The 16,167-nt window shown below is 66.2% G+C and carries 18 protein-coding genes; 7 read left to right on the top strand and 11 right to left on the bottom strand.

Features of this window, described 5'->3' with window-relative positions:
• Positions 1–36: 36 nt before the first annotated feature.
• From HNO80_RS05105 to HNO80_RS05090, 4 genes are all read right to left on the bottom strand, one after another.
• Positions 37–204, bottom strand: coding sequence for a DUF3117 domain-containing protein (locus HNO80_RS05105; protein ID WP_079550332.1), 168 nt, complete (start codon positions 202–204; stop codon positions 37–39).
• A 225-nt stretch (positions 205–429) separates the two neighbouring features.
• Positions 430–1,725 carry a putative hexosyltransferase gene (locus tag HNO80_RS05100; protein ID WP_502707814.1) on the bottom strand — a complete coding sequence of 432 codons (1,296 nt, stop codon included), beginning with the start codon at positions 1,723–1,725 and terminating at the stop codon, positions 430–432.
• Entirely contained in the window at positions 1,722–2,129 is a 408-nt protein-coding gene (locus HNO80_RS05095) for a DivIVA domain-containing protein (RefSeq protein WP_175321760.1), read from the bottom strand. Before HNO80_RS05095 ends, HNO80_RS05100 begins: the two co-directional genes overlap by 4 nt.
• Before the next feature lie 35 nt (positions 2,130–2,164).
• Entirely contained in the window at positions 2,165–2,911 is a 747-nt protein-coding gene (locus HNO80_RS05090) for an LOG family protein (protein ID WP_502707823.1), read from the bottom strand.
• A gap of 300 nt (positions 2,912–3,211) precedes the next feature.
• Between HNO80_RS05090 and HNO80_RS05085 the strand changes: the two genes are divergently transcribed.
• From HNO80_RS05085 to HNO80_RS05070, 4 genes are all read left to right on the top strand, one after another.
• On the top strand, positions 3,212–3,967 hold the full coding sequence (locus HNO80_RS05085) for an amino acid ABC transporter ATP-binding protein (RefSeq protein WP_175321759.1): 756 nt from the start codon (positions 3,212–3,214) through the stop codon (positions 3,965–3,967).
• Between the two features lie 56 nt (positions 3,968–4,023).
• Positions 4,024–4,923, top strand: a complete 900-nt coding sequence (locus HNO80_RS05080; RefSeq protein ID WP_175321758.1) for a glutamate ABC transporter substrate-binding protein — start codon at positions 4,024–4,026, stop codon at positions 4,921–4,923.
• A gap of 62 nt (positions 4,924–4,985) precedes the next feature.
• A complete protein-coding gene (locus tag HNO80_RS05075; RefSeq protein ID WP_175321757.1) occupies positions 4,986–5,633 on the top strand; it encodes an amino acid ABC transporter permease in 648 nt (215 codons plus the stop codon).
• Positions 5,630–6,481, top strand: coding sequence for an amino acid ABC transporter permease (locus HNO80_RS05070; RefSeq protein ID WP_175321756.1), 852 nt, complete (start codon positions 5,630–5,632; stop codon positions 6,479–6,481). Before HNO80_RS05075 ends, HNO80_RS05070 begins: the two co-directional genes overlap by 4 nt.
• A 213-nt stretch (positions 6,482–6,694) precedes the next feature.
• Here the strand turns inward: HNO80_RS05070 and HNO80_RS05065 are convergent, their stop codons facing one another.
• Together HNO80_RS05065 and dapE are read right to left on the bottom strand one after the other, a co-directional pair.
• Positions 6,695–7,147, bottom strand: a complete 453-nt coding sequence (locus HNO80_RS05065; RefSeq protein WP_175321755.1) for a hypothetical protein — start codon at positions 7,145–7,147, stop codon at positions 6,695–6,697.
• 954 nt (positions 7,148–8,101) lie between these two features.
• Positions 8,102–9,226, bottom strand: coding sequence for a succinyl-diaminopimelate desuccinylase (gene dapE, locus HNO80_RS05060; protein WP_175321754.1), 1,125 nt, complete (start codon positions 9,224–9,226; stop codon positions 8,102–8,104).
• Between the two features lie 71 nt (positions 9,227–9,297).
• Here dapE and dapD point away from each other — a divergent pair, with 71 nt between their 5' ends.
• Entirely contained in the window at positions 9,298–10,308 is a 1,011-nt protein-coding gene (gene dapD / locus HNO80_RS05055; protein WP_175321753.1) for a 2,3,4,5-tetrahydropyridine-2,6-dicarboxylate N-succinyltransferase, read from the top strand.
• A gap of 65 nt (positions 10,309–10,373) precedes the next feature.
• Positions 10,374–11,225, top strand: coding sequence for a hypothetical protein (locus tag HNO80_RS05050; protein WP_502707812.1), 852 nt, complete (start codon positions 10,374–10,376; stop codon positions 11,223–11,225).
• Between the two features lie 13 nt (positions 11,226–11,238).
• Here the strand turns inward: HNO80_RS05050 and HNO80_RS05045 are convergent, their stop codons facing one another.
• The 5 genes from HNO80_RS05045 to fdxA form a co-directional block, all read right to left on the bottom strand.
• Positions 11,239–11,850, bottom strand: a complete 612-nt coding sequence (locus HNO80_RS05045) for a hypothetical protein (protein WP_175321752.1) — start codon at positions 11,848–11,850, stop codon at positions 11,239–11,241.
• Between the two features lie 59 nt (positions 11,851–11,909).
• Positions 11,910–12,554 carry a TetR/AcrR family transcriptional regulator gene (locus HNO80_RS05040; RefSeq protein ID WP_175321751.1) on the bottom strand — a complete coding sequence of 215 codons (645 nt, stop codon included), beginning with the start codon at positions 12,552–12,554 and terminating at the stop codon, positions 11,910–11,912.
• A gap of 161 nt (positions 12,555–12,715) precedes the next feature.
• Positions 12,716–13,999: a citrate synthase gene (locus tag HNO80_RS05035; protein ID WP_175321750.1), complete on the bottom strand. Its 1,284-nt coding sequence runs from the start codon at positions 13,997–13,999 to the stop codon at positions 12,716–12,718.
• A 231-nt stretch (positions 14,000–14,230) separates the two neighbouring features.
• Positions 14,231–15,379 (bottom strand): succinyldiaminopimelate transaminase, encoded by a 1,149-nt coding sequence (gene dapC, locus HNO80_RS05030; RefSeq protein WP_175321749.1) that lies wholly within the window; start codon positions 15,377–15,379, stop codon positions 14,231–14,233.
• Positions 15,380–15,391: 12 nt separating this feature from the next.
• Positions 15,392–15,718 (bottom strand): ferredoxin, encoded by a 327-nt coding sequence (fdxA, locus tag HNO80_RS05025; RefSeq protein ID WP_056737938.1) that lies wholly within the window; start codon positions 15,716–15,718, stop codon positions 15,392–15,394.
• Between the two features lie 152 nt (positions 15,719–15,870).
• Here fdxA and HNO80_RS05020 point away from each other — a divergent pair, with 152 nt between their 5' ends.
• Positions 15,871–16,119, top strand: coding sequence for a putative acetyltransferase (locus HNO80_RS05020; protein ID WP_175321748.1), 249 nt, complete (start codon positions 15,871–15,873; stop codon positions 16,117–16,119).
• Positions 16,120–16,167: the final 48 nt, after the last annotated feature.

Here is a 16,167-nt window from a genome sequence, read left to right as displayed (position 1 = left end):
AACCGGCTGCGGGCCCCTTTCCCTGTGACGAAAAGGCTATTCGGTAACGCCGACCAGGCATTCCTTGAGATTTGTCGCTTCGGCAGCGTTGAGTTCGACCACAAGCCGTCCCCCGCCTTCGAGCGGAACCCGCATGATCAGGCTGCGACCCTCTTTGGTCACTTCCATAGGGCCGTCGCCGGTGCGTGGTTTCATAGCCGCCATGAGGAATATCCCCTCCAGTAGTCCCGTGACTTACCAGCCCGGCCGGGCTGTGTCCGCTTGGTCAAACAAGCCGCCTGGCGGCCGTGATGGCAGCCGCCGTGGCTCAACACTTAGTTTTCCTTAGCTTATGGCCCATTATCCCGTAATTACGCGCTTGTAGCTAATCGATGGACTTTCTATGCTCCTTGGGAATGCCGCTCTTATGGCAGGAAAAGGTGTTCGGCGTCACGGCGGATAGTCGCCGCCGCCGGGCAATTGGGCCCACGCCCAAAGCCACACGATCCAGACGATTTGCAGCAGAATAAACATGACAACAACCGTCGCGCGGTAGGCGCGGGAGCGGGAAACGAGTGCCGCGCCGAGGGCCAGCGGGAACAGCGGCAGCAGCATCCGGAAGGTGCTGGTCTGCGGGTGCAGGAACACCAGCAGATAACCCACGTAACAAACGCACCACAGCCGCAGCTCCGTGCCCAGCGCCGCCACGGGGCGGGACATCATCACGAGGACAAAGGCGGCCACGAAGACGAACGGCGCCAGTAGCCCCAGGACGGGTCCGAAGAGCTGGACGCCGGTGTCGAACCAGGGTTTGAACGGCACCAGGTCCTGCCCGCGCCACACCGTTTCGGTCTTGGTGTAGGCCTGGATGTCGCCCGTGACCGCCCAGGCAAACGCGGGCCACAACAACGCCCCCAGCCCGCTGACGGCGGCAAGGCCGGCCAGCGACCACAGCTCTCCGGGGGTGTGCGGCCCGGCGGCGGGGGTCCCCGCGGCGGGGCTGTGCACCATGTCGGTCCGGGGCCGGCCGCGGAACGTCGCAACGAGGCGCGGGTACACGCGGTACAGGAACAGCAGCCCGACCATCGCGGCGAAGGGCACGCCGGTGGGCCGCGACAGGCACATCAGGAGCACCACCGGCATGGCCCAAAGGTAGCGCCGGCGCAGGACGAGCAGCAGCGCCGCGGCCAGCAGCAGGAGATTCAGGGACTCAGCGTATGGAACCTGCAGGATCGGCGAAATGGGGAAGGTGCAAAAGAACACCGTGCCCCAGAGCGCCGTGCGGTGGGTGGCCTTGCGCCGGAATAGCCGGTAGACCACCAGGGCCGCCGCCAGTCCGGAGAGCATGGCGATGATGGTGAGCGCGGCGGCGGGCGCGATTCCGGCCAGCCCGGCGAGGATCCGGCCAAGCAGCGGGAAGAGCGGGTAGAAGGCCCACGTGTTTTCCTGCACCGCGCCGGCGTCGTCGGTCGGCAGTTCGGCGGGATAGCCGTTCCGCAGGGCCTCGCCGTACCAGCGGGCGTCCCAGATATTGATGAAGCTCCAATAGTCGGGCTTCGCCGGAAACCATGGGTTCACGCCCTGGTGCAGGGCGGCCGCCATGAAGATGCAGGCACTGACCAGCCGCGCGGCGAGGTAGAGGCCGCCGACCTGCAGCCACCATGGCCAGCGGGCGGTGCGCGTGCCGGCGGCCGCAATCCGGCTCCACACGGCGGAGTTCAGGCTCTCCTGCGCCACCGGGGTCACGGGGCCGGGTCCGGCGCCGTGTCCGGGTGCCGTTCCGGCGCCCCTTCCGGCAGCGGGTGTTCCAGCGGGGAACGTTCCGGCGTCGTTGCCTCACGCTCCGTGCGGAGCCGGGCGATTTCTCGGTCCTTCCGGGCGATCTGGTCCCGCAGCTCGTCGAGGACCTGGTCCACCTGGTCCATTCGGTAGCCGCGCAGCCCGACGGCGAATCGGATCCGGTCGACGTCGGCCGGTTCCGCGTCGGCGGGCAGCAGCACGGCCGGCAGCGAGGCGACCGGCTCGTCGAAGCCGTCGTTGAAGGGCTGTTCGCCGGCACGTCGGCGGAAGATCCGCGGCACCAGGTCGGTGCCGACGAGGATGGCGACGGCGGCCAGCACGATCGCCACGAAAACCAGGAAGAAACTCACAGCTCCATCGTGCCAGACCCGGCCGTGCGGGCAGCTCAGGCCCGCGGACCGTTAGCTGCGCCGTTGCCGCCGTAGCTGCCGTTTCCCGTGCCGGGGTTGGTTCCGTTCGGGTTGCGGTGGCGGGCGGCGCCTTCGACGATGAGTTCGACGGCGAGCGCCGGGTCGTCGACCACCTGCACCAGGTCGAGATCTTCCTCCGCCATCATGCCCTCGGCGACCAAGGTCGTCTGGATCCAGTCCAGCATCGGGCTCCAGAAGGCGGTCCCGATCAGTACGATCGGGAAGGAAGTCACCTTCCGGGTCTGGACCAGGACCATGGCCTCGAATAGCTCATCCAGCGTGCCGAGGCCGCCGGGGAGGACAATGAATCCCTGGGCGTACTTCACGAACATGGTCTTGCGCGCAAAGAAATAGCGGAAGTTGATGCCCAGGTCTACCCACTGGTTCATGCCCTGTTCGAAGGGCAGTTCAATCCCCAGGCCTACCGACACCCCGTTGCCCTGGACCGCGCCCTTGTTGGCCGCTTCCATGGACCCTGGGCCGCCGCCGGTGATCACGGCCAGGCCGGCTTCGGCCAGTTTGCGGCCTACGTCGACGGCCAGCTCATAGTTAAGGCTGCCCGGCAGCGTCCGGGCGGAACCGAACACGCTGACCGCCGGGCCGAGGTCGGCGAGGGCGCCGAAACCTTCCACGAATTCGCTCTGGATCCGCAGCACACGCCACGGGTCGGTGTGCACAAACTGTCCGGGGCCCTTGGTGTCCAGCAGCGTCTGGTCCGACATCGTGACCCTGGCAGCCTTGCGACGCAGCTCCAACGGGCCCTTGTGCCGGATGCCGTTGGCCGGCGGGGCGTCCCGCCGCCCGGACCCGGCGTCCGGTGCTGGGTTCTGCTCTGACGTGGGCTGCGGCTCGGTACTCATGCCCATAGGCTAGCGCGGATCGGCAGGCCGGGCGCTTCGGCACGACGGGGCCGCCGGACCCGGCAACGTGCCCCCTGACCTGCGGATATCTCTTGGGTCACGATGTTGACCAACTCCGAGTGATTGGGGTCATAATCCGCTAATGTTCGCTAGATTCTTCTTATGACTACTCAAGTGCCCGGCGATGCCCTCGTCTCCCTGAATGCCGTGAACAAGCATTACGGCCAGTTGCACGTCCTCAAGGACATCAATTTGAACGTCCGCAAGGGAGAGGTCGTTGTTGTCATCGGCCCCTCGGGTTCCGGCAAGTCAACGCTCTGCCGCGCCATCAACCGGCTGGAAACCATCGACGACGGCGTCATCAAGATTGACGGCAAGGAGCTGCCCGCGGAAGGCAAGGAGCTGGCCAAGCTGCGCGCCGACGTCGGGATGGTCTTCCAGTCCTTCAACCTGTTTGCGCACAAGACGATCCTGGAAAACGTCACGCTTGGGCCGATCAAGGTCAAGGGAGTATCCAAGGCCGAGGCGGATAAGGACGCCATGGCGCTGCTGGAGCGTGTCGGCGTCGGCCAACAGGCCCCCAAGCTGCCCGCCCAGCTCTCCGGAGGCCAGCAGCAGCGCGTGGCAATCGCCCGCGCCTTGGCCATGAAGCCTAAGGTGATGCTCTTCGACGAGCCCACCTCCGCGCTGGACCCGGAAATGATCAACGAGGTCCTCGACGTCATGGTCCAGCTGGCCAAAGAAGGCATGACGATGATCGTGGTGACCCACGAAATGGGCTTCGCGCGCAAGGCCGCGGACCGGGTGGTGTTCATGGCGGACGGCCAGATTGTCGAGGACGCCACGCCCGAGGAGTTCTTCACGAATCCGAAGAGCGATCGCGCCAAGGACTTCCTGTCCAAGCTCCTGACGCACTAGACCACAAGGTATTGTCTCTGGCCGCCGCGCGGCGGCCGCCCAATGAAAGGTATCCGATGAAGAAACTCTTTACCCGGAAGAAGCCCATGTTCGTCGCAGCAACTGCGGCCCTGGCCCTCTCCCTCAGCGCCTGCGGCGGAACGGGCGGCGGCGCCGGCGCTCCTGCCGCCTCGGAAGCACCCTACAAGGTCGCCGAGAACGTCTCCGTTTCCGGAAGCCCCACCTTCGACACCATCAAGTCCAGCGGCAAGCTGCGGATCGGCGTCAAGCAGGACCAGCCCGGCCTGGGTTTCAAGGACGCCGCAACCGGTGAGTACACCGGTTTCGACATCGAAATCGCCAAGTGGATCGCGGCGTCCCTCGGCGTCAGCAAAGACAAGATCGAGTTCAAGCCGATCCCTTCCGCCAACCGCGAGTCGGCCATCACCAACGGCGACATTGACTACTACGTCGGCACCTACTCGATCACTGACAAGCGCAAGCAGCTGATCGACTTCGCCGGCCCGTATTTCGTCACCGGCCAGGGCCTGCTGGTGAAGAAGGACAACTCCACCATCAACAGCGAAAAGGACCTCTCCGGCAAGAACGTTTGCTCGGCTACCGGTTCCACCCCGATCCAGAACATCAAGGCCAACTTCCCGGGCACCAAGACCACTGAGTTCGACACGTACTCGCAGTGCGTCGAGGCACTCAAGAGCGGCCAGGTCGACGCAGTCACCACCGACCAGGCCATCCTGCTCGGTTACTCTTCCCAGGATCCCGAGAGCCTGAAGGTTGTCGGCGAGCCGTTCACCGTTGAGAAGTACGGCGTCGGCCTGAAGAAGGGCGACACCGCGCTGCGCCAGTTCATCAACAAGACGTTCACCGACGGCGGCGCCGTGTGGCAGAAGCTCTATGACCAGACGCTGGGCCAGTCGGGCACGAAGGTCAAGCAGCCCGCAGTAGATAACTACTAAACCGACGTTGAGGGGGCGGCCGCAAGGCCGCCCCCTCAGCACCTGCTGAAAGCGACGATTCTGTGAATACGCTGCTGAACAATTCGGATCTCTTCATTACGGGGTTCCGGAACACACTCATACTCTTCTTCTTCTCCGCGATCTTTGCCCTCATCCTTGGCACCATCGTCGCCACCCTGCGCGTCTCGCCCGTTCCCGCCATGCGCGCGGCGGCAACGCTGTACGTCAACGTGGTGCGCAATACGCCGCTGACCCTGGTGCTGTTCTTCTTCGCACTGGGCTACCCGAAGCTCGGTCTGGTGCCCATTGACTTCACGACGGCGGCCATCATCGGCCTGAGCCTCTACACAGCCACCTACGTGGCCGAGGCTGTCCGATCCGGTATCAACACCGTCCCGGTGGGACAGGCGGAAGCCGCCCGCGCCATCGGGCTGCCCTTCGCCCAGACGCTGACCCTCGTGATCCTGCCGCAGGCGTTCCGCGCCGTGATCCCGCCGATGTTCAGTGTGTTCATCGCCCTGCTAAAGAACACGACAGTCGCCGCGGGCTTCTCCGTCTTCGAGGCCGGAGCAATCCGGGCCAACCTCTCGGAGCGCGGCGAGCCGGCCCTGACCGGCCTCCTGTGGATTGCGCTCGTGTTCGTCATCCTTGTCTTCATCCTTTCCGCATTGCAGCGAAAGCTTGAACAAAAGTGGAAGGTTGCCCGATGAGTTCTGTGCTCTTTGACGCCCCCGGCCCCAAGGCCCGGTCCCGTTACCGGGTGCTCGGCGTTGTCACTGCCCTCGTGATTCTGTTGATCGTGGGCTTCATCGTCCTGCGCTTCGCCCAGAGCGGCCAGTTCGATGCCAAGAAGTGGCAGTTGTTCACGTTTCCGCTCGTACAGCAGACCATTGCCCAGTCGGTCGGGGCCACACTGGCCGCGTTCGGCACCGCAGCAGTCCTGAGCCTGGTCCTCGGCGTATTCCTGGCGTTCGGGCGGCTCTCGGACCGACGCTGGATCAGCGTCCCCTGCTACGGCTTCACCGAGCTTTTCCGGGCGGTGCCGCTGTTGATCCTGATGATGATCTTCTACTACGGCCTCCCGACCGTCGGGGTGCAGGGCATTACGCCGTTCACCGCCGTCGTAGCGGGTCTGGTGCTCTACAACGGATCCGTCCTCGCTGAGGTCTTCCGCGCCGGCATCGAGTCTCTGCCCCGCGGCCAGAGCGAGGCCGGCTACGCGATCGGGCTACCCAAGAGCAAGGTCATGAGCAGCATCCTGCTCCCGCAGGCTGTCCGTTCCATGCTCCCCGTGATCATTTCCCAGCTCGTGGTGATCCTCAAGGACACTGCGCTCGGGTTCATCGTGACCTACAACGAGATCCTCTTCCAAGCGAAGTTTTTCGGCAGCCAGATCCAGTACGGGTCCCCGATCATCCCGGCGGCCATCGTCGCCGGCGTCCTGTACGTCGGCATGTGCCTGATCCTGGCCGCGTTCGCCAAGTGGCTCGAGCGCCGGCTTTCCCGGAAGCCCGGCGTCGCCGTCGTTCCGGCGGCCAGCGTCCCCGCGGAGGTGTAACGACAGGACGACGGCGCCCACGGGGCGCCGGAGCAAGGAGCGGCCCGGAACCAACAGGTTCCGGGCCTTCCTTTTGCTCTAGGTCAGAATTTCGGCCAGCCCCACTGCTCCCGCAAATACTCGCGATTCGCGGCACCATTCGGCACGACATCCACCACAGCTTGAGAAGGTAAATCAGGCAGCCTGCCCAAAAGCTGTAAACCTCAAGATTGTTTACCGCGTATAGCAGTGATTCACGCTTTCGTACTTCGGACCGGTAAGGGTTCCTATCGTGGCAGTAATGAAGGCGCAATATTTGCCGTCGTTGAGATTAAATTCGACCCCGTAGCCCGGATAGGACGCTCCCGACTGCACCGGGGCATAGGACGCTGTCGGAGTGTAGGAAAAATCGGGCTTCATCGAGGAGATGGAAATCGCTGTGAGGTCGGCACCGTAACAGGTGATGCTGGGGTATATGATATATACGCCGTGGTAGCCGTCGACCTCCCCCCAAGACTGGATTGAACAACTCGCCGCCTCACTGGCAGGAGCGGTTGTAAGTGAAAATCCAGCGGACACCAGCAGGGCCACAACCAGGATGCTTATTTTTTGCATCGGACGCGAGCTCAGCAATTTAAGTCGCTTCACGGGCACCCCGCGCCCATCGTCGTGGATTTCTGCTGCCATATCCCATCGCTCTCCTGGTAATCGAGCCATACCTTCGTGCAATACTGACCCGGACCGCGCGTCGAATAAACGTTTGTACCGGGACATGTATCGCCTGCTCCTACCGCAATCCAGCACTCGCGGTAGGAGCTATCGACGTACCATCCGTCCACGTAGGTCGCCACCGTGACCCCGAGGTTCATACCCTTGGCTACCCAGCTACAGCGACCCGCCCCGGACGAGACGACGGTTGCCCCCACGGTCAAACCGGCCTCTGCCACGCAGCCGAGCGTGCCTGCTTGAGTCGATTCGCCTGGTGGCGCACCGTCGGTTTGGGCGACGGCCGCGGAGCTCCCCGCAAGTGTTAGGACCAGAGCGCAGAACAGGCCAAGAAGGTTTCGTGACACTTTTGTCATTTGCTTCCCCATTTTCTAAATCGATATGACTAATATCGGCAAGTTCACGTTACAAACGTGACTTGAGGAAGTCAACAGCTCGAGTTGACTCAGGGAAGCCGTCCGTACAGGCCCGTCTTGTCGCCTCCTTTGAAGATCCGGCAAGTTCCCGACGAGCACGTTTTGAGAGATGAGACTGACGATGGGCCAGCGAAAGGTCGTCACACAGAGCACGCCGAGAAGTTGCCAGCGAGGGGCACGCCAAGTTGGCGCGGATACTGGATAAGCCGGGGGAACTTAGGGGCTGAAACCGGGATCATGCGCGGCGGGCGCTAGGCCGGTGTTGGGGCTGCGGGCGGAGCGCCCGCACCCGGCGCGGGACCTGGTACCCGGGCCCGCGGTCATCGCCGGGCTCGTCGCGTGCTGGACTGTTCTCGGAGGCCCCGGCGGCAATGATCGCGGCCCGGAGGACATCGACGCCAAGGCCCTTGCAGGCTTGACCGCTTAAGAAAGGGCGGCACGGCGCATTAAATGACGCTACGCTGACGCGGACTCGGTTGAGCTTTCGCCCCCAGCAGGACTACACGCCCAGCCAGCTCCGCAGCGCCCGCAGGCACTCGCGGATCGCCTCGGCGTCGACGTGCTCGTCGTCCTTGTGCGCCAGCAGCGCATCGCCCGGCCCGAAGTTCACGGCGGGGACGCCGAGCTCACTGAACCGCGCGACGTCGGTCCAGCCGTACTTCGGCTTCGGCTCCGCGCCGACAGCGGCGACGAAGGACGCGGCGGCAGGGTGGTTCAGGCCGGGCCGGGCCCCGTTGGCCCCGTCGGTGCGGACCAGGTCGAAGCCGGCGAGCAGTTCTCGGACGTGCTCCTCGGCCTGCTGCATGGATTTGTCCGGCGCGAAGCGGTAGTTGATCTCCACGACGCAGCGGTCCGGAATGACGTTGCCCGCCGTCCCGCCGTTGACCCGCACGGCGTTGAGGCTCTCCCGGTAATCCAGTCCGTCCACGGTGACGGTCTGCGGCTGGTAGGCGGCCAGCCTGGCCAGGATCGGGGCCGCGGCGTGGATGGCGTTGCTGCCCATCCAGGCCCGCGCGGAGTGGGCCGCCTCACCGAGGGTGGTCGCCTCGAAGCGAATGGTGCCGTTGCAGCCGCCCTCGACGGTCCCGTCGGTCGGTTCCAGCAGGATCGCGAAGTCGCCCTCGAGCAGGCCGCCGTGGTTCCGGACAAGCCGGCCGAGGCCGCTCTTGACCCCCTCGACTTCCTCGTGGTCATAGAAGACGAAGGTGACGTCCTTATCCGGTGCCGCGCCGCCGTCGAACAGGCCCGCTGCCAGCGCGAGCTGCACCGCGACGCCGCTCTTCATGTCGGTGGCACCGCGCCCGTACAGGATGCCCTCCCCCGGCGCCCCGGAGGGCCAGTAGGAGGGGACGGTGCCCAGCGCGCCTTCGGTGGTGGGCAGCGGGACCGTGTCGAGGTGCCCGGCGAGGATGACGCGCTCCGCCCTGCCGAGGTTGGTGCGGGCGATCATCGCGTCGCCGTCGCGGGTCAGCTCCAACTGCGGGATGGCGCGGAGGGCATGCTCCACGGCGTCAGCCAGCCGGCGTTCCTCCCCGGAGACGCTGAAAATGTCGATGATGTCCGCGGTCAGCAGGGCAACGTCCTGGCGCAGATCCAGGCGGGCGGGGGCAGTATGCTCAGTCACCGTTCCACTGTATCTGCCCGGCCCCCGTCACCGGTTTCGGGGAGCGCGGGGGCCCTCTATAGACTTGACGCATGACTGAACCCGCTTCTGCTGCTGTGCCCGACGACTCCCGCTCCGCCTACGGTTACGGGCTCGCGACCATCGCCACCCGCAACGGCACGGCCACCATGCTGGACGTCTGGTTCCCGACGCCGGCGCTCGGAACCGCTGCAGAAAACCTGCGCGACGTCGCGAACGCGGACCAGTCGTTGCTCGACATCGCCGCACACGGCGCCGACGCGGACCGCGGCACCGAGCAAAAGGTCGTCTTCGCGCAGATCCACCTCGACGAAGCACCGGCCGACACCGCGGACGCGTACCTGCGCCTGCACCTGCTCTCCCACCGTCTGGTGCAGCCGAACAGCATCAACCTGGACGGCATTTTCGGCAAGCTGCCCAACGTCGTGTGGACCAACTTCGGCCCGGCCGCCGTCGAGGACTTCGAACTGACCCGCGCGCGGCTGCGCAAGCGCGGCGCGGTGACCGTCTACGGCGTGGACAAGTTCCCCCGGATGGTCGACTACGTCATCCCCTCCGGCGTGCGGATCGCCGACGCCGACCGGGTCCGCCTCGGCGCGCACCTGGCCGAGGGCACCACCGTCATGCACGAGGGTTTCGTGAACTTCAACGCCGGCACGCTCGGAACGTCCATGGTCGAGGGCCGCATCTCCGCCGGCGTGGTGGCCGGCGACGGCTCCGACGTCGGCGGCGGGGCCTCCATCATGGGCACCCTCTCCGGCGGCGGCAAGGAGAAGATCTCCCTCGGGGAGCGAGTCCTGCTCGGCGCCAACTCCGGCGTGGGCATCAGCATCGGCGACGACTCCGTCGTCGAGGCCGGCCTCTACGTCACGGCCGGCACCCGGGTGCGGGTGATCGGGCCGAAGGACGCCGACGGCGAGGACACCAGCCAAATCGTCAAGGCCGTCGAGCTCTCCGGCGTCCCGAACCTGCTCTTCCGCCGCAACTCCTCCAGCGGCGAGGTGGAAGTACTGCCCCGCAAGGGACAGACTGTTGAGCTCAATGAGGCCCTGCACGCCAACTAGGCGGCTGCCGCCAACCAACCGGCTGAAGAACGAACCGGCCCGTCCGGGCTTGAGGGAGTAGTTACGTGGCACGCAGAGGTGGCTGGCGCCGTCGGATCGTGCTGTTGCTGACCCTGGCCATGGTGGCGGGTGCCATCTACACGGCGGTGGGATTCCTGCAGCGCTCCGAGACCCTGATCACGGAGCGCTGCACCGCAGTAGGCGCCGGCGGCGAAGATCTCGCCACCGACCAGGCCGCCAATGCCGCCCTGATCAGCGCCGTTGCGGTCCGGCGCGGGCTGCCGGCACGCGCCGTCAGCATCGCCCTGGCCACCTCCATGCAGGAATCGAAGCTGCGCAACATCGGCCACGGCGACCAGGCCGGACCGGATTCCCGCGGCCTGTTCCAGCAGCGGCCGTCGCAGGGCTGGGGCACCGAGCAGCAGGTGATGGACCCGTACCACGCCACGAACGCCTTCTACGATGCGCTGGTGAAGATCCCGGGCTACGAATCGCTTCCTATCACCGAGGCCGCGCAGCGGGTCCAGCGTTCGGCGTACCCGGGCGCCTATGCGCAGCACGAACCGATGGCTCGCGCCTTCGCCTCGGCGCTGACCGGCTACACCCCGCAGGGCGTCGATTGCTCGCTGCGCAAGCCGGATACCGCCGGGGACGCCGGCCAGGTCCGCCAGCGCCTGCTGGCCGCTTTCGGGACCACCCCGGCGACGGCGGCCGGCCGGACGCTGACAGTCCGGGTCCAGGGCAACGAGGCGTGGGCGGTGGCGCAGTGGGCGGTGGCGAACGCCAAGGCCCTGTCCGTCACCGAAGTGCGGGTGGACGGGCAGAGCTGGACCAGGGTGTCGCGCAAGGGCTGGCAAGCCGCGGAGGGGCCTGCGGGGCAGGTCACCATCACGGTCGCCGACAGACCCGCGTCGTAGCTGCCCGGCCCGCTCAGACCAGCAGCTCGACGACCGGCTGGACGTAGCTGCGGAAGAGCTCCGGTTCGGACAGCAAGGCTGAGCTCATGATGATCTTGTCCGGCTCCAGGTACCAGGCCCGGGGCTCGGCGAGGGGAAGCTCGATGATGGTCAGTTCGAAGTCGCGCGCGGCCCGGCCGACTTCCAGCAGCCGGTCGTCGACCATGTCGGCGAGCACCTGGGTGGCCCCGCTGGCGTCCCGCTCGGCCTCGAGGGCAAGATACTCGCCGCGGCGTTCCCGGGCCCAGCTGAGGGCGGCGCCGAAGTGGGCCTGCAGCACGCGCCGGAGGGCCGGCGAGTTACCGAATGCCCGGAATCCAGGCGGGCCAAGCTCAGGCTCCATCTCAGGGTGGGCCTTCAGGATCTGCGCCCACCATGCTTCCCACTCGGTCTTTAGGGCCGGCATGCCGCCGACCTCGTCAATCAGGTGCGTATGGTCGGAGGACCGGATTTTCGGTGCCACGTGGGAGAGCGCGGGGTGGCCCGCGGTGTCCAGGCCGGCCGCGTCGCGGATGTAAAGCGCTATGAGCATGGGACCTGAGGTGTCCATGGTGATCCGCCAGCCGGGACCGCCTGTGTGGTGCATCCGATTGCCTTCCCTTGGCATGACGTACTTTTCCAGTCTATTCCTGAAGGTAGCGCACGTTAATGGCTGGCAGCGCGGCTGTCCAGGCTCGCCAGATGGGCTTCCAGCACATCGTGGCACATTTGCGCCGTCATCCATTCCGGCTGCAGCAGAGCGTGCATGGTGAGTCCGTCCAGGGTCGCCAGCAGCCGCTCGGCCTCGGTGACGAGCCGCTGTTGCCCGGGGCCGCCCGTGCCGCCCGCGGCGTCGATGCCGGCCAGGTCCATCATCAACCTGCCCACGACGGCCGCCACCGTGCGGTGGCTGCGGTCGGCTTCCGCGGCGAGGAACGGCCTGGTCCGGGCCGCGTTCTTGAAGGCCATCCAGACGCAGGCATCCACGGCCCGTTCCTCATCCAGCGGCAGCAGTTCCCCCAGCAGGGTTAACACACCGCGCCGGTGCTCGGCCGTGCCCGGGGCGGTTTCCGCCAGCCGGTCCTCGGCGGCGTCGAGCCGGCCGGCGATGCGGTCCACCACGACGCCGAAGGAGTGGGCCAGGAGTTCGTCGCTGCTGGCAAAGTAATGCCGCACCGAGCCCACCGCCAGATCGGCTTCGTCCGCTACTTCGCGGAGGGAGGCCCGTTCGAGCCCGTCCGCCGCGACGATCCTGAAGACGGCTTCGACAACTTCCTGGCGCCGCAATGCGGCGTCGACAAATTTGGGCATTGCCCCTTTTTAGCACGGATGTGCCCCGACCCGGGTGCCCCACGCCGGTCACACCCGCAACTCCAGCCACATTCACTCCAGCACCACGGTGACCCAACAACGACGCCGGCCGCGCTCCTCTCGCTCGAGGTGCGCGGCCGGCGTCGTCAGCGGTTTCTGGCTTAGACCGAAGGGTAGTTCCGTTCCGGTTCTCCCGTGTAGAGCTGGCGCGGGCGGCCGATCTTGGTGTTCGGGTCGCTGATCATTTCACGCCACTGGGCAATCCAGCCCGGCAGGCGGCCGATCGCGAACAGCACGGTGAACATCTTCTCCGGGAAGCCCATGGCCTTGTAGATCAGGCCGGTGTAGAAGTCCACGTTCGGGTAGAGCTTGCGCTGGATGAAGTAGTCATCCTGCAGCGCCTTCTCTTCGAGGCGGAGCGCGATCTCCAGCAGCTCGTCGTTGCCGCCGAGCTTGCTGAGGATCTCGTGAGCCGTGGCCTTGACGATCTTGGCGCGCGGGTCGTAGTTCTTGTAGACCCGGTGCCCGAAGCCCATCAGGCGGACGCCGTCTTCCTTGTTCTTGACCTTCTCCATGTAGTCCTCGGGCTTGATGCCGTCGGCCTGGATCTGGCGGAGCATCTTGAGCACGGCCTCGTTGGCGCCGCCGTGCGCGGGGCCGAAGAGCGCGTTGATGCCGGCGGAGACGGAGGCGAAAAGGTTGGCGTTGGACGAGCCGACCAGCCGGACCGTGGAGGTGGAGCAGTTCTGCTCGTGGTCAGCGTGCAGGATCAGCAGCAGGTCCAGTGCCTTGGCGACCACCGGGTCCACCTCGTACTGCTCGGCCGGAAGGCCGAAGCTCAGGCGCAGGAAGTTCTCCACGAGGTTGTGGGAGTTGTCCGGGTACAGCATGGGCTGGCCGACGGACTTCTTCAAGGCGTACGCGGCGATGACCGGCATCTTGGCCAGCAGCCGGTAGGTGGAAACCTCTACCTGCTCGGCGTTGAACGGATCCAGCGAGTCCTGGTAAAAAGTGGACAGGGCGGAGACGGCCGAAGACAGCACCGGCATCGGGTGGGCGTCGCGCGGGAAGCCGCTGAAGAAGCCCTTGAGCTCCTCATGCAGCAGGGTGTGGTGGCGGATCCGCTGGTCGAATGCTTCCAGCTCGGCCGGAGTCGGCAGGTTGCCGTAGATCAGCAGGTAGGAAACTTCCAGGAAGCTGGAGTGCTGGGCGAGCTGCTCGATCGGGTAGCCCCGGTACCGCAGGATGCCGGCGTCACCGTCAATGTAGGTGATGGCCGAGGTGGTGGCCGCGGTGTTCATGAAACCGGGGTCGAAGGCGACGGCGCCGGTCTGCTTCAGCAGCTTGGAAACGTCGTAGCCTTCGTTTCCTTCAACAACCTTGATGCGCGGGAGCTCGAGCTCCCCGCCCGCATGACGCAGGGTTGCGCTGGTGGTCTCAGTCATGGATTCTCCTCATGAGGCGTCTGGGCCCCTGTTGAAAGCTTGATCCAACATCTGGTGAAGCGGCCCACGGAACCTGTATCTGGACACGGATTCCAACGGCTGCGCTGCCTTCTTGTGGAAAGCCACCATTGATAGTCAGTTAAAAACTACCGCCAGTTCGCGGGTGGCACTAATCCGGAGCGGTCCCAAGACGACCAAATGGCGCATCTTGTGGCCCTCCTCACAGCATTGTTACGGTCCCGTAGCCAGCCGCTCGACGGCGGCGTCGATCCGCTCGTCGCTGGCAGTCAGCGCCACCCGGATGAAGCCGTTGCCGGCGTCGCCGTAGAAGACGCCGGGCCCGACGACGATTCCACGATCGGCAAGCCTGCCCACGGTGTCCCAGGTCGCCTCGCCCGCCGTGGCCCAGAGGTACAGTCCGGCGCGGGATTCACGGATGTCCAGCCCGAAACGCTCCAGTGCCGGGACGATCCGTTCGCGCCGGCCGCGGTACAGGTCCTTTTGCGCCGCCACATGGGCGTCGTCGCCGAGGGCCACCCGCATGGCTTCCTGGACCGGGTACGGCACAATCATGCCCGCGTGCTTGCGGCTGTTCACCAGGTTGGCCATGATCGCGCCGTCGCCGGCCACGAAGGCGGCGCGGTAGCCGGCGAGGTTGGACTGCTTGCTCAGCGAGTAGACCGCCAGGAGGCCTTCATGGGAATCCTCGGCCACCCGTGGGTCGAGGATGCTGGGGACCGAATCGCCGCCGCGCTGGACGTCCCATTCGCCCCATCCGAGTTCGGCGTAGCACTCGTCGGAGGCGACCACGGCACCGAGTTCCCGCGCCTGGCCGACGATCCGCTGCAGCGACGCGACGTCGCGGACGCTGCCGGTGGGGTTGGCCGGGGAGTTAACCCAGACGAGCCGGACGCGAGAGCGGGTGCCGGCGTCGAGTTCGTCAAGGTCATCCGCGGCCACGTGCTCCGCCCCGGCGAAGGTGGCCCCGATGTCATATGTGGGGTACGCGACGGTCGGGCGGACGACGACGTCGCCGGCCTTGAGGCCAAGCAGGAACGGCAGCCAGGCCACGAGCTCCTTGGACCCGACGGTGGGCATCACATTCTGCGGGTCCAGCCCGGGGACGCCACGGCGCCGGTGGAACCATGCCGCGATCGCTTCCCGGAGCGCCGGGGTGCCGTGCACCGTCGGGTAGCCGGGCGCATTGGCCGCCGCCCGGAGCGCTTCCTGCACCAGGGCCGGCGTGTCGTCCACCGGGGTTCCGATCGATAGGTTGGCTACGCCCCCCGGGTGCTCCGCGGCCCGGGCGAGATACGGGGCCATGGCTTCCCACGGGTAGTCGGGCAGGCTGAGGCCGAAGCTGCGCACCGCAGAAGTCACCGGAGCGCCGTCCTAGTTGTCTTGGTTCTGCGGCGGCAGGGCGGCGATCATCGGGTGGTCCGTGTGGGTGTTGCCGATCTTGGCGGCGCCACCCGGCGAACCGAGCACGTCGAAGAACTCAACGTTGGCCTTGTAGTAGTCGGCCCACTCCTCGGGGGTGTCGTCCTCGTAGTAGATGGCTTCTACGGGGCAGACCGGCTCGCAGGCACCGCAGTCCACGCACTCATCCGGGTGGATGTACAGGGAACGCTCACCCTCGTAGATGCAATCGACGGGGCACTCTTCAATACATGCCTTGTCTTTGACATCTACACACGGCTGCGCGATTACGTACGTCACGTCCCTGGCCTCTCCACGTTGGTTCCGGCGTCCCGCCGGATCTTGCTCCCGGCCTGAGCGCCGGGCTGCTGACTTCCGAGCCTATTATCTCCCAGTCTGATCCCGCGAACCTAGCCGGGCGTCACAGAGCCTGCGCGTCCTACTATGAACGGGTGAGTTCACCGATCCCCCAGCCGCAGCAGTTCCTCTCCGACGCGCCCCTGGGCACCCGCGTAGTGGTGCGGTACCGGATCGAGGGAGGCCTTACGGACGCGCTCGGCGAACTCGTCGGGAAGCCCGACGGCGGCTGCACCGTCCGCACCCGCCGCGCCGACGTTGTCATCCCGCTCCGGCTCGTCGTGGCGGCCAAGGAAGTGCCGCCCGCCACGCCGCGCCGGCCCCCGGGACGAGCACTCCCCTAGCCCCAGCCGCGGGACATGCCCACCCCTAGCCCCAACCTGGGACATGCC

Origin of the sequence: Arthrobacter sp. C9C5 (genome assembly GCF_013359735.1) — a bacterium.
Classification (GTDB): Bacteria; Actinomycetota; Actinomycetes; order Actinomycetales; family Micrococcaceae; genus Arthrobacter.
Note: the sequence above shows the minus strand (reverse complement) of the source record. Positions and strands in the feature narration are given on the sequence as shown.

Coding starts and splice junctions, on each gene's coding strand:
- HNO80_RS05090 (WP_502707823.1), bottom strand. CDS start 2,911: ATGTCGGACCAGACGCTGCTGGACACCAAGGGCCCCGGACAGTTTGTG.
- HNO80_RS05085 (WP_175321759.1), top strand. CDS start 3,212: ATGACTACTCAAGTGCCCGGCGATGCCCTCGTCTCCCTGAATGCCGTG.
- HNO80_RS05045 (WP_175321752.1), bottom strand. CDS start 11,850: ATGCACCACACAGGCGGTCCCGGCTGGCGGATCACCATGGACACCTCA.
- HNO80_RS05035 (WP_175321750.1), bottom strand. CDS start 13,999: ATGACTGAGACCACCAGCGCAACCCTGCGTCATGCGGGCGGGGAGCTC.
- dapD (WP_175321753.1), top strand. CDS start 9,298: ATGACTGAACCCGCTTCTGCTGCTGTGCCCGACGACTCCCGCTCCGCC.
- HNO80_RS05070 (WP_175321756.1), top strand. CDS start 5,630: ATGAGTTCTGTGCTCTTTGACGCCCCCGGCCCCAAGGCCCGGTCCCGT.
- HNO80_RS05040 (WP_175321751.1), bottom strand. CDS start 12,554: ATGCCCAAATTTGTCGACGCCGCATTGCGGCGCCAGGAAGTTGTCGAA.
- HNO80_RS05105 (WP_079550332.1), bottom strand. CDS start 204: ATGGCGGCTATGAAACCACGCACCGGCGACGGCCCTATGGAAGTGACC.
- HNO80_RS05080 (WP_175321758.1), top strand. CDS start 4,024: ATGAAGAAACTCTTTACCCGGAAGAAGCCCATGTTCGTCGCAGCAACT.
- HNO80_RS05065 (WP_175321755.1), bottom strand. CDS start 7,147: ATGGCAGCAGAAATCCACGACGATGGGCGCGGGGTGCCCGTGAAGCGA.